Source organism: Sinomonas mesophila (assembly GCF_001999765.1).
Classification (GTDB): Bacteria; Actinomycetota; Actinomycetes; order Actinomycetales; family Micrococcaceae; genus Sinomonas; species Sinomonas mesophila.
On record NZ_KV908327.1, the window covers coordinates 24,062 to 44,900 of the forward strand.

A 20,839-nucleotide genomic window follows, 5' to 3' on the forward strand; every position below is an offset into this window, starting at 1 on the left:
GACCGCGGTTGACACAATGGACGGGTGACTGCTGTGCCAACGTCCCCCATCGACGCCGCCCCGGCCGCGGCCGTGCCCGGGCCGGACGCCCCTGCCCGGCTCGAGCTGCCGCCGCTCACGCTCGGACGGCACACGATCGAGACCCCGGTCGTCCTCGCGCCCATGGCCGGCATCACGAACACGGCCTTCCGGCGCCTGTGCCGCGAGTTCGGCGGCGGTCTCTACGTCGCCGAGATGGTGACCTCGCGCGCGCTCGTCGAGCGGCATCCCGAGTCCCTGCGCATCATCGGGCACGACGACGACGAGAGGATCCGCTCCGTCCAGCTGTACGGCGTCGACCCCGTCACGGTCGGCAGGGCGGTGCGCATGCTCGTCGAGGAGGACCGGGCCGACCACATCGACCTCAACTTCGGCTGCCCCGTGCCCAAGGTCACCAAGCGCGGGGGCGGGTCGGCGCTCCCGTGGAAGACGGACCTCTTCACCCAGATCGTCACGACGGCCGTGCGCGAGGCGGACCGCGGCGGGCTCCCGCTCACCGTCAAGATGCGCAAGGGCATCGACGACGACCACCTCACATACCTCGACGCCGGCCGGATCGCCCGCGACGCGGGCGTCGCCGCCGTCGCGCTCCACGGCCGCACGTGCGCGCAGTTCTACTCGGGCACAGCGGACTGGGACTCGATCGCACGCCTGCGCGAGGCGCTCCCGGACATCCCCGTGCTCGGCAACGGGGACATCTGGAGCGCCGAGGATGCCGTCCGCATGGTCCGGCACACGGGGGTCGACGGCGTCGTCATCGGGCGCGGCTGCCAGGGCCGCCCGTGGCTCTTCGGCGACCTCCAGGCGGCATTCGAGGGCCGCCCCGAGCGGATCCGCCCCGCTCTCGGCGAGGTCGGCGAGGCGTTCTACCGCCATGCCCAGCTGCTCGTCGAGTACTACGAGGAGGAGGGCAAAGCGCTGCGGGACATCCGCAAGCACGTCGCGTGGTACTTCAAGGGCTACGCCGTCGGCGGCGAGCTCCGCGCGCGGCTGGCACAGGTGAACACCCTCGAGGAGCTGCGAGCCCTCCTGGACACGCTCGAGGCCGACGCCCCCTACCCGGGCGAGGACGCCGAGGGCCCGCGCGGCCGTGCCGGTTCGCCCAAGCGCCCAGCACTCCCGCACCGGTGGCTCGAGAGCCGCTCGATGGATGCGGCGCAGACCCGGGACATCGCCGCAGCGGAACTGGACGTCTCCGGTGGCTGAGGCACTCGCGGAGGGCACGCGCGGGTACTCGGCCCAGGACACCCTCCGCTGGGTCGAGGAGCCGCCCAAGAAGGGCTACCGCAGCGATTTCGAGCGCGACCGCGCCCGCGTGCTGCACTCCTCGGCGCTGCGCCGGCTCGGCGCCAAGACCCAGGTCGTCGCGCCGGACACGGACGACTTCGTCCGCACGCGCCTCACACACTCGCTCGAGGTCGCCCAGGTGGGCCGGGAGCTCGGCCGCGTCCTCGGCTGCGACCCCGACGTGGTCGACACGGCCTGCCTGAGCCACGACCTCGGCCACCCGCCGTTCGGCCACAACGGCGAGTCCGCGCTCAACGACATCGCCCACGCGATCGGCGGCTTCGAGGGCAACGCCCAGACGCTGCGCCTTCTGACCCGGCTGGAGCCCAAGGTCATAGGCCCGGACGGGGCCCCCGCCGGGCTCAACCTGACCCGGGCGAGCCTTGACGCGGCCTGCAAGTATCCCTGGGCCGCGGTCGACGCGCCCCTCGTCCACGGCCACCGCACGAGCAAGTTCGGCGCCTACGAGGACGACCTGCCGATCTTCGGGTGGATCCGCGAGGGCGCCCCCGCGGGGCGCAGCTGCATCGAGGCCCAGGTGATGGACCTCTCGGACGACATCGCCTATTCGGTGCATGACGTCGAGGACGCCATCGTCGCGGGCAAGTTCCAGCTGCGCTGGATGGAGAACCCGGACCACCGCGCCCGGGTGATCGGCTACACCCAGCAGTGGTACCTCCCGCACAGCGATCCCGCCGAGATCGACGCCGCCCTCGCGCGGCTCGAGGAGACCCCCGTGTGGGTCCGCGAGGCCGACGGCTCCCGCCGGGCCATGGCGGCCCTCAAGAACATGACGAGTCAGCTCATCGGCCGGTTCTGCGACTCCGCCCTGTCCCTCACGCGCGCCGCGTACGGGGACGCGCCGCTCACGCGGTACGGGGGCCAGGTCATGGTGCCCCAGGAGACGGTCATGGAGATCGCCGTCATGAAGGGCCTCGCCACGACCTTCGTCATGACCACCGACCACCGGCAGCCCATCTATGAGCGCCAGCGCGAGGTCCTGCACGCCCTCGTCACCGCGCTCAGCTCGACGGGCGAGAGGCACCTCGAGCCGAGCTTCGCCGCGGACTGGCGCGCCGCGGACGACGACGACGCCCGGCTTCGCGTCATCGTCGACCAGGTGGCCTCGCTCACCGACGCCTCCGCCCTGGCTTGGTACGAGCGGCTCGTGGGCAGCCTGCCGAGCCTCTGGTGAGGCGCCAGTGACGACTAAGGAGGATCCGTGGCTGGCCTGATCAAACCCGACGACATCGCCGAGGTCCGCGCGCGGACCGACATCCGCGAGGTCGTCGAGGGGTACGTCACGCTCAGGGGCGCGGGCATCGGCTCGTGGAAGGGCCTGTGCCCGTTCCATGACGAGCGCACCCCGTCCTTCCACGTGCGCCCCCAGGTCGGGACCTACCACTGCTTCGGCTGCGGCGAGAGCGGCGACGTGATCAGCTTCGTCATGAAGATGGACCACACCGGCTTCGCCGAGACCGTCGAGAAGCTCGCGGCCCGGATCGGCTACGAGCTGCACTACGAGGAGGGCGCAGGCCCCCGCCGCGAGGAGGTCGGGCGCCGGCAGCGGCTCCTCGACGCGCACAAGGTCGCGGCCGAGTTCTTCCAGTCCCAGCTGCTCACCCCCGGCGCGGCAGCCGCCCGGCAGTTCCTCTTCGAGCGCGGCTTCGAGCGCAGCGTCGCCGAGACCTTCGGCGTGGGCTTCGCCCCGCAGGGCTGGGATGGGCTCCTGAACCACCTGCGCGGGAAGGGCTTCAACGCCGAGGAGCTCAGGCTCACGGGCATGTTCTCCGAGGGGAACCGGGGCCTGTACGACCGCTTCCGCGGGCGCCTCGTCTGGCCCATCAAGGACATCGCGGGGGACGTGATCGGCTTCGGCGCCCGCCGCCTGTTCGACGACGACCAGGGCCCCAAGTACCTCAACACCCCCGAGACCGCGATCTACAAGAAGTCGCAGGTGCTCTACGGCATCGACATGGCCAAGCGGCACATCGCCAAGAAGCGCCAGCTCGTGGTCGTCGAGGGCTACACCGACGTCATGGCCTGCCACCTCGCGGGCGTCGACACCGCCGTGGCTTCCTGCGGCACGGCGTTCGGGGCCGAGCACATCAAGATCGCCCGGCGGCTCCTCTCTGACGACGGCACCGGCGGGGAGGTCGTCTTCACGTTCGACGGCGACGCAGCAGGCCAGAAGGCGGCGCTCAAGGCCTTCGAGGAGGACCAGCGCTTCGTCGCCCAGACCTACGTCGCCGTCGAGAAGAGCGGGATGGACCCGTGCGAGCTGCGCCAGAACCGGGGGGACGCCGCCGTGCAGCAGCTCATCGAGACGCGCCGTCCCCTGTTCGAGTTCGCGATCCAGGCGAGCCTGCGCAAGCACAACCTCGACTCGGTCGAGGGCCGGATCTCCGCCCTGCGCGAGGCGGCGCCCGTCGTCGCGCAGATCCGCGACTCTGCGATCCGCCCGGCCTACACGCGCGAGCTCGCCAAGTGGCTCGGGATGCCCCTCGAGGACGTCTCCCGCGCCGTGGGCTCGGCGTCCCGCCGGCCCGCGCCCCAGGGCGGCGCGGCCGGTCAGGGCCCAGGGCGGGCACCCCAGCAGGCGGCGGGCGGCGCGACCGCGGAGGAGACGCCGTCGCCCGTCGCGTGGCGGCCGGACCCGCGCGATCCCGCCGCGACAATGGAGCGGCAGGCCCTGGAGGTCGTCCTGCAGCAGCCGCGCATGCTCGACGACGCCGCGTGGGCCGAGTTCTCCGCCGCCCGGTTCGTCGCGCCCGCGCATCTCGCCGTCCACACGGCCATCGGCGCCGCGGGCCGCCCCGGGGCGTCGGAGCCGCCCGCGGCCTGGATCGAGCGCGTGCGGCACGAGCTGCCCGAGGGGCTGCGCCCGCTGCTCGCCGAGCTCGCCGTCACCCCGCTCCCGGCAACCACCGAGGCCTCGCTCGAACGCTACTGCCGCGATATCCTCGCCGGCCTCGCGGAGCTGCAGATCACGGCGCAGAAGGCCGACCGGATGGGCCAGCTCCAGCGCCTCGACCCCGCCGCCTCGCCCGAGGAGTACCAGCGGCTCAACCGCGAGCTCATGGAGCTCGAGCTACGCCGCCGCGCCCTGCGCGCCCGTGACTGAACCGAGGTGGGCCTGCGGCCCCAGGTGGACCTGCGGCCGATTTCTCGTCGGGCCGCCTGCCCTGCTAGGGTAGATCCCGCTGCAATCCCCCGTAGCTCAATTGGCAGAGCATTCGACTGTTAATCGAAGGGTTACTGGTTCGAGTCCAGTCGGGGGAGCCATGGCAGGATTCGGCGCCGCGTGCCCGCTTCTGCTAAGGTCAGTGTGCCGCATTCCCCCGTAGCTCAATTGGCAGAGCATTCGACTGTTAATCGAAGGGTTACTGGTTCGAGTCCAGTCGGGGGAGCTTCCTTCCGCTCGGTCTTCCGGGCGGACTGCAGGGCCCCGATCCGTCGGGGCCCTTGCGCGTTCCCGGGGAGCGGTGACGGGGCCTAGGGTGCCGCGGGAGGCCGGAATATCATGAGTCCATGGCCGATGCCTCATGGCCCCTCCCTCCTGGCTGGACCCGTTACGAGGGCCCGCTGCTGACGCTCTGGCGGGTGCGGTACGAGGCTGCCCACGGCGAGGGATCGGCGAACACTTTCGCCGACGGCATGCTCGTGCGCGACCACCGGCGCCCCATCGCGCAGTGGGTCAACTTCAGCCTGCGCTCGGCGGTCCTCGTGGCACCCGAGACGCCCGGCGGCTGGCCCGTCCAGCGTTTCGCCATCTACTATGCGCCCCCGCGCGAGGGCTTCGAGACCGTCGTCACCGCCCGGCACGAATGGCAGCCGCGGGGTCCGCGCGGATCGACGACCGACGCCGACGCCTTCACCGCCGCGGTCGAGGCAGCCGAGCAGTTCCTCGCCGCCGAGTCCGCCTTCGGCGCGCTGGGCCAGCCCTGATCCCTCAAGCCCTGATCCCATCGGCCTTGGAGCCCTCCCCGCGGCCCGCCCACGGAGCCGCCCGCCCCAACCCCCACAGAGCCCCCCGCTCCAACCCCCACGGCGCGCGGCACGCCTCGGATCGCCACGCAGTGTCGATGGTAGTTTGGTCACGGATTGCGCCTCAGGCGCGCCGGACTGATCGGAAGGGGCCCAACGCAGATGAGTGGACGCCACAGCATGCCCGCCGAGCGACGGCCCAGGCTGGCCGCGCTCCCGGACCTCGTGGGGCTCGCGCTGCGCCTTGCGCCGCGACAGGTCAATGACGAGATCGCACTCGCGAGGATCGAGCTCAAGACCAGAGGCGTCCACGCGGGCATCGGCGCGGCGCTCTTCGGCGTCGCGCTCGTCTTCCTCGGGCTCCTCGTGATCGCGCTCGTCGTCGCGGCGATCCTCGGCCTCGCCACCGTGATGCCGGGCTGGCTTGCGGCCCTCCTCGTGGGCGCGGCCTCCCTCCTCATCCTCCTCATCGCCGCCCTCCTGGGACTCGGCCGGGTCAAGAAGGCCATGCCGCTCCTGCCCGAGGACGCGATCCGCGGCCTCCGGCACGATCTCGGCGTCGTCACGGAGGGCCGCCTCTTCGATCCCCGGCTGCTGGACAAGAGCACGATCCAGTACAAGCGCGCGCAGGCCACGAAGGAGGCCGAGGCGGCCCGGGCCAGGGCCGAGAAGGAGGCCCAGGACAGGGTCCACGGCAAGGTCAACCTCCCGCCGCCGAGCGAGAAGGAGCTGCGCGAGCGGCTCGACCGCCGCCGCGACCACCTGCTGGACGTCCGCGAGGATCTCCTCAAGGAGTTCGACGTCAAGCGCCAGGCCGGGAACCTCGCCGACGACATGCGCGACAGGTTCGCCGCGGCGGCGTCGTCCGGATGGACGACGCCGAAGGGGAGCCTGGGTGCGCGCGGAATCCCTACGAAGGGCACGGCGTCGGAGGCCGGCCGCGGCGAGGCCATCAGGGGGCGCTGGGCACCGCTGACCGTCTTCGCGGTCTCGGCCACGGCCTTTGTCGTCCTGCTGCGGAAGCTGGTGAAGAGCTGAGCGCCCCGGCGCCCCCAGATGCTCACAGACGGACACGAGTGCCGCGGCCCGCAGGGAAGGCGCACGTGGGGCGATGAGGTTCTCCAGATCGGGCCGCCAAGCCGGGAGCGAGCACGTTGACCGCGACAGGGTCCTGACGGTTCCCAACGCCCTCACGGTGCTGCGGTTCCTCGGCGTGCCGCTGTTCATGTGGCTCGTCCTCGCCGAGGGGGAATACGGCTGGGCAGTCTTCGTCCTCGCGGTCATGGGCGGCACCGACTGGGTGGACGGCTACGTCGCCCGGCGCTTCAACCAGACCTCGAGGCTGGGTCGGATCATGGACCCCGCGGCCGACAGGCTCGCACTCCTCGCCGTCGCCCTGACCCTCGTGCTCGCGGGCGTCGTGCAGTGGTGGTACCTCGCCGCGCTCCTCGTCCCAGACCTCGTCCTCGGGACGGCCTCGGTCTTCTACTTCCGCAGCCACCCAGACCTCCCCGTGTCGAGAATCGGCAAGCTGCGCACGGCGTTCCTCCTCGCGGGCACGCCGCTGCTCGTGCTGTCACTGCTGCCCATCCCCGGCGCCGGGCTGTACGCCGGCGCCGCGTGGGTTCTGCTCGGGCTGGGCCTCGTCGGGCACTGGCTCGCGGCCGCCGGCTACCTGCGTGCGATCGTGCGCAAGGGCCGGCCGGTCCGCGAGGGCCGGCTCGACGACCGGCGGGGCAGTGCCGAGGGCGGGGAGGGGCGCTGATGGTCTGGGTCGCCGTCGTCCTCGCCGTGCTCGGAGCGTTCTTCCTGGCACTCGGCGCCCAGCGGCAGGGCAGCGCGGTCAAGGCAGACACGGGCGGGCTCGCGCTGAGCTCCAACGGCCTGCTCCGGCTCGTGCGGAACCCGCGGTGGGTGTTCGGACTGCTCCTGCTCGGTGCGGGCATGATGTGCAACATGGTCGCCCTCGTCTCGGCGCCCCTGACGGTCGTGCAGCCCATCGGGGCGATCGCGCTCGTCATCACGACCATCGTGAACTCGAAGGACCAAGGAATCACGATCAACCGGCCCACCGTCGTCGCCATCACGGCCTGCGTCACGGGCTCGGCCCTGTTCGTCCTCCTCGCCGTCAACGCGACCCTCGAGAACCACGACGTCGCGGTGGACCAGGAGCTCGCGATCGTCCTCCTGCTGGCCCTCGCAGTGGGCGTGTTCGGCTCCCTCGCGGCGCTGTTCCGGCACCGGATGAGCGCCTTCGTGTACATCCTCGGCGCCGGCGTGCTCTTCGGCTTCGTCGCGGTCCTGACCCGCATCATCGGCCGTGACCTCGTCGACCCCAACGGCCTCTTCCTGCTCAACGTGCAGTGGTACTCGCTCGTCGCCATCGCGGCTGCCGGCGGACTCGGCTCGTGGTTCGTCCAGAGCGCCTACTCGGCGGGCCCGCCCGACCTGGTCATCGCCGGCCTGACCGTCGTCGACCCCATCGTGGGCATCGGCATCGGAATCACGATCCTCGGGGAGCTGCGCCCCGACGTCCCCGCAGTGCTGGCCGTCGCCATGGTCGTGGCCGCCGTGATTGCTATCGTGGGGGTCATCGCCCTGTCCAGGCACCACCCCGAAGTCGCGAAGCGGCGCAAGGAGGCCGCGCGCGAAGTGCGCGGCGGGCCCGGGCCGGGCGGAGCACCGCACACCGGCCGCTGACCGCCATAGCGCGAGGCCGCCGGAACAGCGGGCCGGATCCGCCTGCCCGCCCGACGAGGAGACCATCGTGACGATGCCTGCCCCCGAGCCGGAGACGACCCAGCGGCCGCTGACGATCCTCGTCGGCGCCGATACCTACCCGCCCCACGTGAACGGTGCCGCGCAGTTCGGCTACCGCCTCGCGAGGGGCATGACCGCCCGGGGCCACAGCGTCCACATCGTGGCGGGCCGCTCCGAGAAGGGCAGGAGCTACACCGAGACCCGGCCCGAGGCGGTCGTGCACCGGCTCCGGTCCCACTCGGTGCCGACACACGAGTACTTCCGGATCGTCTTCCCCTGGGAGGTCAAGAAGGAGATCGCCCTCCTGTTCGACCACGTGCAGCCTGATGTGGTGCACATCCAGAGCCACTACATGATCGGCGAGCACGTCCTCTACGAGGCCGTCCGGCGGGGCATCCGCGTCGTGGCCACGAACCACTTCATGCCGGAGAACCTCAACCCGTTCCTGCCGTTCCCGCAGTGGTTCAAGGACATCATCGGGCGGATCTCGTGGAAGGACATGGGCAAGGTCATGGGCCAGGCCGATGTCGTCACGACGCCGACCCCGCTCGCCGCCAAGGCCATGCACGAGCACGCGTTCCTGCGCGAGGTCATCCCGCTCTCGAACGGGATCGACGTCGCAGCGTACGAGCAGCGACCCGGCGAGGAGATCCGGCGCAACCCGTACCCGACCGTGCTGTTCGCCGGCCGGCTCGCCGAGGAGAAGCACGTCGACGTGCTCATCGAGGCCATCGCGAAGACCCCCGTCGAGCTCGACGTGCACCTCGAGATCGTCGGCGGGGGAGAGGTCCGCCCCGCCCTCGAGACGCTCGTCGACCGCCTCGGCCTGCGGCAGAGGGTCCGCTTCCTCGGCCTCGCACCGGACGAGGAGCTGCGCTCCGCCTACCTGCGGGCCGACCTGTTCTGCATGCCCGGCACCGCCGAACTGCAGTCCCTCGTCACGCTCGAGGCCATGAGCGCCTCGACGCCCGTCGTGCTCGCCGATGCGATGGCCCTGCCGCACCTCGTCCGCGAGGGCGAGAACGGCTACCTCTTCCGCCCCAACGACGCCGCCGACCTCGCCGAGAAGATCACCGCCGTCCTGGGGCAGCCCGCCGACGAGCGCCGGCGCATGGGAGCCGAGAGCCACCGCATGGTGCAGAAGCACGGCATCAAGGCCACCCTCGACACGTTCGAGTCGCTCTACCGCGGCGTCGAGCCTGCGCCGGAGGCACTCTGAGGCCACTAGGATGGGTGGAGCCCCGCGGATGCGGGGCGGGGGGCGTTAGCTCAGCCGGTTAGAGCAGGGGACTCATAATCCCTTGGTCGTGGGTTCAAGTCCCACACGCCCTACACCCGAGAGGCTCGGGATCCGCGAGGATCCCGGGCTTCTTTCGTATCCGGCGCCGCGAAGGCGTTGTGCGACGGCGAACGTGGCGGTAAGTTACCAAGGAGTAACTTCTACCGCCCGACCGCGCACCGGTGCCGAGGGCGCCCGATCCAGGAGGCTTCCATGCGCCCGTCCGTCCCCGCGTCCGCCGACCTCCCCAGCGCCGAGAGCGACCTGCTCGCCTTCGAGGAGCTCCTCGGCGAGAAGGAGCGCAGCCGCCTCGAGGAGGTCCGCGAGTGGCTCGCCCGCGAGGTGCTGCCGATCGCCGTCGGCTGCTGGGACCGCGCGGAGTTCCCGCACGAGCTCATCCCGCGGCTCGCGGAGCTCGACGTCGTCAGCCCGGTCCGCCGCCAGGGGCACTCCCACCTCCTCGCGGGACTCATCCACGCCGAGTTCACCCGCGCTGACGCGTCGATCGGCACCTTCCTGGGCGTCCACGACGGGCTCTTCACCGGCTCGATCGAGCTCCTCGCCTCGGACGAGCAGAAGGCCGCGTGGCTGCCCGGCGCCTACTCGCTCGAGGCCATCGGCGCCTTCGGCCTCACCGAGCCGCTCGGTGGCTCCGACGTCGCCGGCGGCCTTCGCACGACAGCCCGCCGGGAGGGCGGTTCGTGGGTGCTCGACGGCGCCAAGCGCTGGATCGGCAACGCGACGTTCTCAGACTGGGTCCTCGTCTTCGCGCGCGATGAGGCTGACGGCGGCGTCAAGGGCTTCCTCGTCGACTCCACGCTGCCAGGCTTCCGCACGGCGAAGATCGAGAACAAGATCGCCCTGCGCGCCGTCCAGAACGCCGACATCACTCTCGAGGGCGTCCGTGTCCCCGACGAGTTCCGGCTCGCGCACGCGAACAGCTTCAAGGACGTCAACCGGGTGCTCAGGAGCACCCGCATCGGCGTGGCCTGGCAGGCCGTGGGCCAACAGCTCGCGGCCTTCGACGTCGCCCGGTGCTACGTGCTCGCGCGGGAGCAGTTCGGCCGGCCGCTCGCATCCTTCCAGCTCGTCCAGGACCAGCTCGTCACGATGCTCGGCAACGCCGTGAGCTCGATGGGCATGATGGTCCGGCTCGCGCAGCTCGAGGACGCCGGGCAGGACCGGGATGAGCAGTCCGCGCTCGCCAAGGCCTTCACGGCCGCCCGGATGCGTGAGACCGTCGCGATCGGCCGCGGGCTCCTTGGCGGCAATGGGATCGTGACCGACTATCGCATGGCCAAGATCTTCGCGGACGCCGAGGCCATCTACACCTACGAGGGCACGCACGAGGTCAACACCCTCATCGCCGGCCGGGCCATCACGGGCGTCTCCGCGATCGTCTGACGCGGGCGCCGGACCGGACCCAACCGGCCCCGTTCAGCCGCTCGGTCCAGGGTCCCAGGGGAGCAGGACCGAGGGCCTGCGGTCCTCGACGAACTGCAGCGGGTCGACGTAGTCGTCCCCTCGCCGCACGCCCCAGTGAAGGCACTCGGCGGGCGAGCAGTGGCCCGCGCCGGGAGCCTCGAGCGTGCCAACGGGTTGGCCGCGGACCACTGCCGTCCCGACGGCCAGGGCCGTCGCCACGGGCTCGAAGCTGCTGCGCAGCCCGCTGCCGTGGTCGATCGTGAGGACGGGCCGGTCCACGACCCAGCCCGCGAACACGACCGTCCCGTCCGCCGGGGCGAGGACGGGCGAACCGCGGCCGGCGCCGAGGTCCACGCCGCGGTGGCCGCTGAGCCAGGGCTTCTCGGGCGGGTCGAAGGCGCGCACGACGGCGGGCCTCGGCTCGAGCGGCCACACCCACCCGGGCGGCGGCGCTGGTGTCGCCGGGACAGGGGCCGCCGCCGCAGCGCCCGCCAGGAGCAGCGCGGCGACGCCCACCCCGGCCAGGAGGCGGACGAGGAGCAACACGGGGAGCGGGATGAACGGGCGTGACAGAGGGGCCATGCCCCGATCCTGCGCCGCCTTCGAGGACGCCCGGGAGGGCACTGGGCGGCCATGTGGACAACACGCCGGGCAGTGCCCTGTGGAGGATGAACGGGCGGCTGGGCTGGCCGGGGGCGGCGGGGGCGCTGTAGTACACTGGGTACCGCGGCTCTCCGGCCCGCTTTTGCTGTGCCAGAATCCTCTGGGCATCAGGCGGAACGGCGAGCCGACTCCGCGCATCCAGCGCCCAACCCGCGAACCGGCCCCGGGCCGGTCTGCGCGGCTTGGGCACTGCGCGCCCGGCGGTCCGCCTCGGCGGTACGGGGGCGCAGGGGATGCCAGGGGCGAGCGGCCACCCGGCCGTCGTCGTCAGTAACCGTCAACTATGGCAGGGGCAAGGGCCGCCACAGGCGCCCTCGATCCATGACCTGCCGGAAGGAGCGTCGGCATGCCCGTCGTTACCATGCGCCAGCTGCTCGACAGCGGCGTCCACTTCGGTCACCAGACCCGCCGTTGGAACCCGAAGATGAAGCGCTTCATCTTCACCGAGCGCAACGGCATCTACATCATCGACCTCCAGCAGTCGCTGTCCTACATCGACCGCGCCTTCGAGTTCGTCAAGGCCACGGTCGCCCACGGCGGCACCGTGCTCTTCGTCGGCACGAAGAAGCAGGCCCAGGAGGCCATCGCCGAGCAGGCCACGCGCGTCGGCCAGCCGTACGTCAACCAGCGCTGGCTGGGCGGCATGCTCACCAACTTCTCCACGGTCGCCAAGCGCATCCAGCGGCTCAAGGAGCTCGAGGAGATCGACTTCGAGGACGTTGCCGGCTCGGGCCGCACCAAGAAGGAGCTCCTCATCCTCCAGCGCGAGAAGGACAAGCTCGAGAAGACCCTCGGCGGCATCCGCAACCTCTCGCGCACCCCGTCCCTCCTCTGGGTCGTGGACACGAAGAAGGAGCACCTCGCGGTCGACGAGGCCAAGAAGCTCGGCATCCCGGTCGTGGCGATCCTCGACACGAACTGCGACCCGGACGAGGTCGACTTCCCGATCCCGGGCAACGACGACGCCATCCGCTCCGTGAACCTGCTCACCCGCGTCGTCGCCGACGCCGTGGCTGAGGGCCTCATCGCGCGCACCAGCCGCGCCACCGGCTCCGAGGGCGCCACCTCGGCCGAGCCGCTCGCCGAGTGGGAGCGCGAGCTCCTCGAGGGCCAGACCGCCGAGGCCCCCGCCGCCGAGGCCCCCGCCGCCGAGGCCCCGGCCGACGAGGCCGAGGCTGGCGAGGCCGGCTCTGCCGACTCGGCGTCAGCCGAGGGTTCGAAGTAACTCGACCCAAAGACCCTCTCCGGGACCCACCAGGACCCGGAGACCACCGGCGCGATGGCGGCCCCGACTGACGGGGCCGCCGTCGCGCCGGCCGGAAGAACTGCAGAACACACGACAGAGGGGTTCACATGGCGAACTACACCGCTGCTGACATCAAGGCCCTGCGCGAGCGCACCGGCGCCGGCATGATGGACGTCAAGAAGGCTCTCGACGAGGCCAACGGCGACGCCGAGAAGGCCATCGAGATCATCCGCATCAAGGGCCTCAAGGGCGCCACGAAGCGCGAGGGCCGCTCGACGGCCGAGGGCCTCGTCGCCGCCAAGGTCGACGGCGGCGTCGGCGTCATGGTCGAGGTCAACTGCGAGACCGACTTCGTCGCCAAGTCCGCCAAGTTCATCGAGCTGGCCGACAAGGTCCTCGCGACGGCCGTCGCCTCGGGCGCCGCCGACCTCGAGGCCCTCTTGGCCGCCGACGTCGACGGCAAGTCCCTGAGCGACTTCGTCGTCGAGGAGGGCGCGGTCCTGGGCGAGAAGGTCGTCGTCCGCCGCCTGGCCCGCATCGAGGGCGCGACCGTCGATGCCTACCTCCACAAGACGTCCAAGGACCTCCCGGCCCAGGTCGGCGTCCTCTTCGCCGTCGAGGGCGAGGGCGAGGCCGCCCAGGCCGCCGCGCACGACGTCGCAGTGCACGTGGCCGCGATGGCCCCGAACTACCTCCGCCGCGAGGATGTCCCGGCCGACCTCGTCGAGTCGGAGCGCCGCATCGCCGAGGAGACCGCCAAGGCCGAGGGCAAGCCCGAGGCTGCCCTGCCGAAGATCGTCGAGGGCCGCGTGACCGGCTTCTACAAGGGCGAGGTCCTCCTCGACCAGGCGTTCGCCAAGGACGCCAAGAAGTCCGTCGGCCAGGTCCTCTCCGAGGCCGGCGTCGAGGCGACCGCGGTCGCCCGCTTCCGCGTCGGCGCGTAGCACGCACTGCAGGGGCGGCCACTTCGGTGGCCGCCCCTTTGCTGTGCCGTGCGGCCGAGGGCCGATAATCTAGACCAAGCCGCCCAAACCCGAGGGGACACACTCATGGATACCGTTCAGACCGCCGACCCCGCAGAAGCCCCCTCCCACCTCCCCGCGGCCGCGTCCGAGCAGGGCGCAGCCCAGCGTCGCCGCCGCGTCCTGCTCAAGCTCTCCGGCGAGGTGTTCGGCGGAGGCAAGCTCGGCGTCGACCCGGACACGGTCCGCGCCGTCGCCGACCAGATCGCCGCCGCGGTCGACGACGTCGAGATCGCCATCGTCGTCGGCGGCGGGAACTTCTTCCGCGGCGCTGAGCTCTCCCTGTCCGGGATGGACCGCTCCCGCGCCGACTACATGGGCATGCTGGGCACCGTGATGAACTGCCTCGCGCTCCAGGACTTCCTCGAGCAGGCCGGCGTCGAGACCCGCGTCCAGAGCGCGATCACGATGGGCCAGGTCGCCGAGGCGTACATCCCGCGCCGGGCGATCCGGCACATGGAGAAGGGGCGCGTCGTGATCTTCGGCGCCGGCGCGGGCCTGCCGTACTTCTCGACCGACACCGTGGCCGCGCAGCGTGCGCTCGAGGTGCACGCCGACGTCGTCCTCATGGCCAAGAGCGGGGTCGACGGCGTCTACACCGCTGACCCGAAGAAGGACCCGACCGCCGAGAAGCTCGAGCACCTCACCTACGACGAGGCGCTGCGCCGCGACATCCGGGTCATGGACCAGACCGCGATGACCATGTGCAAGGACAACAGGCTCGACATGGTCGTGTTCGGCATGGAGGGCGAGGGCAACGTCACGAAGGCGATCCGCGGCGACCGGCTCGGCACGCTCGTGACGGTCTAGCCCATCCGCATGAGGCTAGGATGTTGCTAGCCCCTGCGGCCCGCCAGTGGCGGGGCGCGCGCCGTGAGCTGCCGTAAACCCCTCTGAGGAGACAGACGTGATCGAAGAGACCCTGCTCGAAGCCGCCGACAAGATGGAGAAGGCCGTCGAGGTGGCCAAGGAGGACTTCGCGTCGATCCGTACGGGCCGCGCCAACCCGGGCCTGTACGCCAAGGTCATGGTGGACTACTACGGCACGCCGACCCCGCTCCAGCAGCTCGCCTCCTTCCAGGTCTCGGACGCCCGCACGATCCTCATCACGCCCTACGACAAGAGCGCGCTGCGCGATGTCGAGAAGGCCCTCTCCGACTCCGAGGTCGGTGCCAACCCGTCCAACGACGGCAACGTGATCCGCGTCGTCCTGCCCGAGCTGACGCAGGAGCGCCGCAAGGAGTACGTCAAGATCGTCAAGGGCAAGGGCGAGGACGCCAAGGTGTCGATCCGCAGCATCCGCCGCAAGGCCAAGGAGTCCCTCGACAAGCTCGTCAAGGACGGCGAGGTCGGCGAGGACGAGGGCGTGCGCGGCGAGAAGGAGCTCGACCTCCTGACCAAGAAGCACGTCGACTCGGTCGACGACCTGGTCAAGCGCAAGGAAGCCGAGCTGCTCGAGGTCTGATGAGCGAGCCCCAGCCCGGGCCGCCGCCCCGAAACGCCGCCCCGGGGGCGCCAGCCCTCGGTGAGCGGCGTTCCCGGAAGCTGGCACGGACCTCCCGGGCGGGGCGCGACCTGCCTGCCGCCATCGTCGTCGGGCTCGCCCTCCTCGCGGCCCTGCTCGGCGGCCTGTTCCTGTGGCCGCTGGGCTTCGTGCTCATCGCCGTGTCCGCCGCGCTGCTGGGCGCGTGGGAGGTGTCCCGGGCCCTCGAGGCGCACGGGACGCGCATCCCTGTCGTCCCCGTCATGGCGGCGACGGCGGCCATCCCCGTGAGCGCGTACTTCGGCGGCGCGGAGGCGCAGCTCTTCGCGCTCGTCGCCGGCTGCGCCGCGGTGCTGCTGTGGCAGAGCCTCGAGCACACCGCCGGCGCGGCGAGGAGCGTCTTCGCCGGGGTCTTCGTGCTCCTCTGGGTCCCGTTCCTCGTGGGATTCGCGGTGCTTCCCCTGCACGATTCGCCCCTCCCGGCAGGCCTCGGGCTCTGGCCGGGCGGCACCGTTCCGCCGGCTACGCTCGAGCTCGTCCTGACGCTCCTGCTCATCGTCGCGAACGACACCTTCGGCTATATCGTGGGGGCGAGCCTCGGCAGGCACCCGATGGCGCCGAAGATCAGCCCCAAGAAGTCGTGGGAGGGATTCGCGGGCTCCGTGGCGGGCGCCGCCGCGATCGGCGTCCTCGGCGCCGTGTTCCTGCTCGGCCGGCCGTGGTGGGTCGGCGCCGTGCTCGCCGTGGTCATGGTCGCCGCGGCCACGGCGGGGGACCTCGTGGAGTCCATGGTCAAGCGGGAGCTGAGGATCAAGGACATGAGCAGCATCCTCCCCGGGCACGGCGGGATGATGGACCGGCTCGACTCGATCCTGTTCGGGGCGCCGGCGGCCTACCTCGTCTTCAGCCTCCTCCCGGGTGCGTAGGACCTGCGGAGGCCTCACGATGAACCTACGAGCGCACGAGAGGATGAGAGCACGTGGCGCACACTGACAGCCCCGCGTCGGCGGGCTTCGACCGCGTCGGCCGCGGCGACCTGGGCTACAGCCCCAAGCAGGTCGAGAAGTTCATGGAGCAGGCGAGGGCATACCTCGAGGACCCCTCCGCCCCGCCCGTGACGAGCCATCAGGTCAGGACGGTCTCGTTCGACGCCGTCCGCGGCGGCTTCGACGCGAGCGAGGTCGACGCCGCGCTGGACCGGCTCGAGGACGCCTTCGCCCGGCGCGAGCGGGACGAGCTCATCGAGACCTCCGGCGAGGAGGCCTGGCTCCGCGAGATCGGCAGGCTCGCGGGCGTCCTCCGGGGCCGCCTCCTGCGCCCCGAGGGGGAGCGCTTCCGCCGCCCCACGAGTCCGAAGGCCCCGAGCTACAGCACGCAGGACGTCGACGAGCTCTGCGTGCGCCTCCTCGACTACCTCGAGCGCGGCTCGCCCATGAGCGCGGACGAGGTGCGCACCGCCGTCTTCCGCACCGTCACGGGCAAGGACGGCTACGAGGAGACCCAGGTCGACGCGTTCCTCGACCGCGTCGTCGAGCTCATGTCGTCCATCGACTGACCCTGCCCCCGGCCTTCCTGTCAGGGACGCGGCTCGGGGGAGTGGAGCCGCACGAGGAACCGGTCCGCGCCGCGCGGGAGGGTCGTCCGGCTCGCGCGCGAGACGGCGGCCATGACCGCGAAGGCGAGCGGAACCGTCCAGAGCGCGGGCTGGGCGCACAGCTCGGCGACGACCGAGAGCGCGCCGGCTGCCTCGCCCGGCGGGCCCAGAAGCCCCGACGCGACGACGGCGCCCCCGCAGGCCAGCGCCCCCGTCGCCATCCCGGCCATCGCCCCGGTCGGAGTCAGGCCCCGCCACCAGATCCCGAGCACGAGCAGCGGGCAGATGGTCGACGCCGTGAACGCGAACACGAGCCCGACGCTGCCCGCGAGGGCCTGCGAGCCGCCCGCGACCGCGGCCGCGAGGGGGACGAGGGCCGAGAGCGGGGTCGCGATCCGGAAGCCGCGCACGCTGCCGCCGAAGAGTTCCTGGCTGATGACCCCCGCGACGGACACGAGCAGGCCCGAGCTCGTGGACAGGAACGCTGCCATGGCCCCGGCGAGCACGAGGGCGGACAAGGCCGTTCCGAGCGGCCCTGCGACGAGCGCCTCGGGCAGCAGGATCGCGATGGCGTCGCCCTCGCTCGCGAGGCCTGGCGCCGCGAGCCGCCCGAGCACACCGAGCGTCGTCGGGAAGACGTAGAACACCGAGAGCAGGCACAGCACGATCACGGTCGTGCGCCGCGCCGACCGCCCGTCGGGGTTCGTGTAGAAGCGCACGAGGACGTGCGGGAGCCCGAGCGTGCCGAACAGCAGGGCGACCATGATCGACAGCGTCCGGTACCCGCCCACCGGACCCGAGCCGCCGTCGTCCGCGCCGGCCCCGCCGCCGTCGTCCGCGGCCCCGCCCCCCGCCGCGGCTGCAGCCGCGGCGTCGGCGAGCGACGGCGCGCCCTGCCCGACGACGTGCAGCGCGAGGAACACGGCAGGGATGCCGATCGCGGCGAGCTTGAGCCAGAACTGGAACGCCTGGACGAAGGTGATCGAGCGCATCCCGCCGAGCATGACGGCGAAGACGACGACGGCGACGACCGCCGCGGAGCCGGCCCACCCGGGCAGGCCGGTCGTGATCCGCACCGCGAGGGCCGCGCCCTGGAGCTGCGGGACGATGTAGAGCCAGCCGATGAGCACGACGAGGACGCTTGTCGTGCGCCGCGCGGCGAGCGAGCCGAGCCGCGCCCCGGCGAAGTCGGGGATTGTGTAGGCGCCCGAGCGGCGCAGCGGCGCGGCGACGAACAGCAGGAGCATGAGGAACCCGGCCGTGTACCCCACGGGATACCACAGCGCCGAGGAGCCGCTGACCATGATGAGCCCCGCCACGCCCAGGAAGCTCGCCGCGGAGAGGTACTCGCCGCCGATCGCGGACGCGTTCCACCACGGCCGCACGGTCCGCGAGGCGACGTAGAAGTCGCCGGTCGTGCGCGAGATCCGCAGCCCGTAGAAGCCCACGAGGACGGTCGCGACGGCCACGGCCGCGAGCGCCGCCACGCCGATCGCAGGGGTCACCGCCGGTCCTCGAGGAGCTCGGAGTAGCGCTGCTCGGTGCGCGTCGCGGCCCGGTAGTAGGCGACCCCGCACAGCACGGCGGCCGGGTACGGCAGCGCCCCCACGAGCAGCCACACGAGCGGGAGCCCGGGCAGCCACGGCAGCTGCGCGGCGAGCGAGGACAGTGCCCACACCGTCAGCACGGCGGCGAGGAACGCGCCGGCGACGGCGGCCGCGAGGCGCAGCTGCGAGCGCATGAGCGAGCGGAGCACGACGCCGCCGAGCTCGGACTGCTCCTCGACCTCACGGGAGAGCGACGGCGTCTGGGGCGCCCGCGCGGCGGAGGAGAGGGGCGCCGTCACGCGCACGCGGCGGGAGCGGTCGACGCTCCGCCCAGTGCTGCCGTTCCCGCCACGGCCGCTCCCGCCGTCGCCGTCCCCGCCGCTGCCGTTCCCGCCGCTGCCGTTCCCGCCGTCGCCGTCCGCATTCACGGCAGCGGCCTGATCCGGGTCGCGGCGAGCCGCTCGCGCAGCCCGGGCAGGAGCCGACGGCTCACGGGCAGCTCGGCGCCGCCGCCGACGACGACGGTGGGCTGCGCGGCGGAGAGCCGCAGCTGCCGCACCGCGTCCATGGCCACGAGGTACGAGCGGTGGATCCGCACGAACCCCGCGGGCCCCCACTGCCGCTCGAGGTCGCTGAGCGGCACGCGCACGAGGTAGCTCGCGCCGTCGGTGTGCAGGCGCGCGTAGTCGCCCTGGGCCTGGACGAACGTGACGTCGTCGCGGCGGATCATGCGCGTGACCCCGCCCTGCTCGACGGTGATGACGGCGGGCTCGGCCCCGGCCGGTGCGCCGGTGGCCTCGCGCAGCTCTGCGACGCGGGCCACGCAGCGCTCGAGGCGCTCGGGGCGGACGGGCTTGAGCAGATAGTCGACGGCGGCGAGGTCGAACGCCTCGAGCGCATGGTCCTCGTCCGCGGTGACGAACACGACGGCGGGCGGGGCGGCGAAGCGGGCGATCACGCGGGCGAGGTCGAGGCCGGTCAGGCCGGGCATGTGGATGTCGAGGAAGATCGCGTCGACCTCCTCGCGCTCGAGCACGCGCAGCGCCTCGGTCCCCGAGGTGGCGGTGTGCACCGGCCCCACGCGGCTGTCGCGGCCGAGGAGGTAGGACAGCTCCTGCACGGCGGGCAGCTCGTCGTCGACGACGAGGACGGAGATCATGCGGCTCAGTCTAGTGGCGGCCGCACCTCGTGCTGCGGCTGGGACTTGGGGATGCGCAGCTCGATGAGGGTACCCTCGCCGGGCGCGGTCTCGACGACGAGCCCGTGGTCGTCGCCGTACACCTGGCGCAGCCGGGCGTCGACGTTGCGCAGCCCGACGTGGTCCCCTCCGGCGCGGCCCGCGAGGACCTCGCGCACGCGCTCCGGGTCCATGCCCGCGCCGTCGTCCTCGATCCGCACGATCGCCTCGTTGGGCGTGTCCTCGGCCGTGATCTCGATGTGGCCGACGCCCTCGCGCGCCTCGAGCCCGTGGCGGACCGCGTTCTCGACCAGCGGCTGGAGGCTCAGGAAGGGGATGACGGTGCCGAGGACCTCAGGGGCGATGCGCAGGCTCACCTGGAGCCGCTCGCCGAAGCGGGCCCGCTCGAGCAGGAGGTACCGGTCGATGCTCCGCAGCTCCTCGGCGAGGGTCGTGAAGTCGCCGTGCCGGCGGAACGAGTACCGCGTGAAGTCGGCGAACTCGACGACGAGCTCGCGGGCCCGGGCCGGGTCGGTGAGGATGTAGGACGCGATCGCGTTGAGCGAGTTGTAGATGAAGTGCGGGCTGATCTGCGCGCGCAGCGCCCGGACCTCGGCCTCCATGAGCAGCGTGCGCGACCGGTCGAGCTCGGCCAGCTCGGCCTGTGTCGCGACCCAGTCCGCGAGCTCGCCCGTGGCCCGGACGAGGCCCGCCCCCGCGGCGGGGGACAGTGCGATGACCGTGCCGATGACGCGCGAGCCGGCGCGGACGGGGGCGACGACGGCGCTGCGCACCGGGCACTCGCGCTCGCGGCAGCCGGCGGCGGCGCAGTCCAGCTCGTCCCCCGAGGCCACGCGGGTGCGCCCGTGCCCGAGCGTCGCCGCCGCGAGGGCCATGGCCGTGGCGGCGTGGGCGGGGCCAGCGCCGTCCCACGCGAGCAGCCGGGACTCGTCCGTGAGCGCGAGCGCGGGCGCGCCGATCATCGAGCGCAGATGCCTCGCCGCCCTCGCCGCCCCGTCCGGGTCGAGCCCGCCGCGCAGAGACCGCCCGGCCTGGGACGCGGCGTGCAGGATCGTGTAGCTCGCCCGCTCGGCCTCGCTGCCGAAGTCGCGGCGCGAGCGCCACACGCGCCAGGCCACGACGGCGGCCGCGACGCCCACGGCGAGCGCGGTGGCGATGACCGCGAGGGAGAGCGAGTCCGGGGACATGCAGCCAAGGCTAGCCGCCCGCCGCCGGTGCGCCTGCGGGACGACGGCGACGGCCCGCCGTCGTCCATGACGCGCCGCCGCTCGCCGTCGCCGGGATGCCGCTCGGCGCACGCCGGCCCCCG

General features: G+C 72.3%; 20 protein-coding genes and 3 tRNA genes. 18 read left to right on the plus strand and 5 right to left on the minus strand.

From position 1 onward, the window contains the following. Positions 1-33 precede the first annotated feature (33 nt). The 12 genes from dusB to BV907_RS07680 all read left to right on the plus strand — a co-directional run bounded on the left by dusB (position 34) and on the right by BV907_RS07680 (position 10,756). Positions 34-1,245, plus strand: coding sequence for a tRNA dihydrouridine synthase DusB (dusB, locus tag BV907_RS07625; protein WP_425441615.1), 1,212 nt, complete (start codon positions 34-36; stop codon positions 1,243-1,245). Continuing rightward, complete coding sequence (locus BV907_RS07630; RefSeq protein ID WP_245827846.1) at positions 1,238-2,521, plus strand: deoxyguanosinetriphosphate triphosphohydrolase; 1,284 nt, start codon at positions 1,238-1,240, stop codon at positions 2,519-2,521. The genes dusB and BV907_RS07630 overlap by 8 nt, the downstream gene beginning before the upstream one ends. 27 nt (positions 2,522-2,548) lie before the next feature. After that, a complete protein-coding gene (gene dnaG / locus BV907_RS07635) occupies positions 2,549-4,450 on the plus strand; it encodes a DNA primase (RefSeq protein ID WP_077489134.1) in 1,902 nt (633 codons plus the stop codon). An 85-nt stretch (positions 4,451-4,535) separates the two neighbouring features. Then, a tRNA-Asn gene (locus BV907_RS07640) sits at positions 4,536-4,611 on the plus strand. A 52-nt stretch (positions 4,612-4,663) separates the two neighbouring features. Beyond that, a tRNA-Asn gene (locus BV907_RS07645) sits at positions 4,664-4,736 on the plus strand. A gap of 121 nt (positions 4,737-4,857) precedes the next feature. Continuing rightward, entirely contained in the window at positions 4,858-5,274 is a 417-nt protein-coding gene (locus BV907_RS07650) for a hypothetical protein (RefSeq protein ID WP_077489135.1), read from the plus strand. Between the two features lie 201 nt (positions 5,275-5,475). Then, positions 5,476-6,351, plus strand: coding sequence for a phage holin family protein (locus tag BV907_RS07655; protein WP_077489136.1), 876 nt, complete (start codon positions 5,476-5,478; stop codon positions 6,349-6,351). Between the two features lie 73 nt (positions 6,352-6,424). Next, entirely contained in the window at positions 6,425-7,078 is a 654-nt protein-coding gene (locus BV907_RS07660) for a CDP-alcohol phosphatidyltransferase family protein (RefSeq protein ID WP_077489137.1), read from the plus strand. Beyond that, the gene (locus BV907_RS07665; RefSeq protein WP_077489138.1) at positions 7,078-8,013 is read left to right on the plus strand and encodes a DMT family transporter; all 936 of its coding nucleotides are present in this window, start codon (positions 7,078-7,080) and stop codon (positions 8,011-8,013) included. Before BV907_RS07660 ends, BV907_RS07665 begins: the two co-directional genes overlap by 1 nt. Before the next feature lie 73 nt (positions 8,014-8,086). Continuing rightward, the gene (locus BV907_RS07670; protein ID WP_077489261.1) at positions 8,087-9,292 is read left to right on the plus strand and encodes a glycosyltransferase; all 1,206 of its coding nucleotides are present in this window, start codon (positions 8,087-8,089) and stop codon (positions 9,290-9,292) included. 39 nt (positions 9,293-9,331) lie between these two features. Continuing rightward, positions 9,332-9,405: transfer RNA gene (locus BV907_RS07675), tRNA-Ile, on the plus strand. Positions 9,406-9,565: 160 nt separating this feature from the next. Continuing rightward, positions 9,566-10,756, plus strand: a complete 1,191-nt coding sequence (locus BV907_RS07680; protein WP_077489139.1) for an acyl-CoA dehydrogenase family protein — start codon at positions 9,566-9,568, stop codon at positions 10,754-10,756. Between the two features lie 33 nt (positions 10,757-10,789). Here BV907_RS07680 and BV907_RS07685 read toward each other — a convergent pair whose 3' ends face one another. Further along, positions 10,790-11,359, minus strand: coding sequence for a M23 family metallopeptidase (locus tag BV907_RS07685; RefSeq protein ID WP_077489140.1), 570 nt, complete (start codon positions 11,357-11,359; stop codon positions 10,790-10,792). 427 nt (positions 11,360-11,786) lie between these two features. Between BV907_RS07685 and rpsB the strand changes: the two genes are divergently transcribed. The 6 genes from rpsB (at position 11,787) to BV907_RS07715 (ending at position 16,746) form a co-directional block, all read left to right on the plus strand. Continuing rightward, complete coding sequence (gene rpsB / locus BV907_RS07690) at positions 11,787-12,665, plus strand: 30S ribosomal protein S2 (RefSeq protein WP_077489141.1); 879 nt, start codon at positions 11,787-11,789, stop codon at positions 12,663-12,665. A 128-nt stretch (positions 12,666-12,793) separates the two neighbouring features. Beyond that, entirely contained in the window at positions 12,794-13,630 is an 837-nt protein-coding gene (gene tsf / locus BV907_RS07695) for a translation elongation factor Ts (RefSeq protein ID WP_077489142.1), read from the plus strand. A 105-nt stretch (positions 13,631-13,735) separates the two neighbouring features. Further along, positions 13,736-14,518 carry a UMP kinase gene (pyrH, locus tag BV907_RS07700; RefSeq protein ID WP_077489143.1) on the plus strand — a complete coding sequence of 261 codons (783 nt, stop codon included), beginning with the start codon at positions 13,736-13,738 and terminating at the stop codon, positions 14,516-14,518. A gap of 97 nt (positions 14,519-14,615) precedes the next feature. Continuing rightward, positions 14,616-15,173 (plus strand): ribosome recycling factor, encoded by a 558-nt coding sequence (frr, locus tag BV907_RS07705; protein WP_077489144.1) that lies wholly within the window; start codon positions 14,616-14,618, stop codon positions 15,171-15,173. Continuing rightward, the gene (locus BV907_RS07710) at positions 15,173-16,117 is read left to right on the plus strand and encodes a phosphatidate cytidylyltransferase (protein WP_077489145.1); all 945 of its coding nucleotides are present in this window, start codon (positions 15,173-15,175) and stop codon (positions 16,115-16,117) included. The genes frr and BV907_RS07710 overlap by 1 nt, the downstream gene beginning before the upstream one ends. Positions 16,118-16,170: 53 nt before the next feature. Beyond that, positions 16,171-16,746 (plus strand): DivIVA domain-containing protein, encoded by a 576-nt coding sequence (locus tag BV907_RS07715; RefSeq protein ID WP_077489146.1) that lies wholly within the window; start codon positions 16,171-16,173, stop codon positions 16,744-16,746. Between the two features lie 20 nt (positions 16,747-16,766). On the opposite strand, the gene BV907_RS07720 is transcribed toward BV907_RS07715, so the two are convergent. The 4 genes from BV907_RS07720 to BV907_RS07735 are packed head-to-tail and all read right to left on the minus strand — an operon-like array spanning position 16,767 to position 20,717. Next, on the minus strand, positions 16,767-18,290 hold the full coding sequence (locus tag BV907_RS07720) for a sodium/solute symporter (protein WP_077489147.1): 1,524 nt from the start codon (positions 18,288-18,290) through the stop codon (positions 16,767-16,769). Then, positions 18,287-18,760, minus strand: coding sequence for a hypothetical protein (locus BV907_RS07725; protein WP_077489148.1), 474 nt, complete (start codon positions 18,758-18,760; stop codon positions 18,287-18,289). Before BV907_RS07725 ends, BV907_RS07720 begins: the two co-directional genes overlap by 4 nt. Further along, positions 18,757-19,491 (minus strand): LytR/AlgR family response regulator transcription factor, encoded by a 735-nt coding sequence (locus tag BV907_RS07730; RefSeq protein WP_077489149.1) that lies wholly within the window; start codon positions 19,489-19,491, stop codon positions 18,757-18,759. Before BV907_RS07730 ends, BV907_RS07725 begins: the two co-directional genes overlap by 4 nt. Before the next feature lie 5 nt (positions 19,492-19,496). After that, positions 19,497-20,717: a sensor histidine kinase gene (locus BV907_RS07735; RefSeq protein WP_077489150.1), complete on the minus strand. Its 1,221-nt coding sequence runs from the start codon at positions 20,715-20,717 to the stop codon at positions 19,497-19,499. Positions 20,718-20,839: the final 122 nt, after the last annotated feature.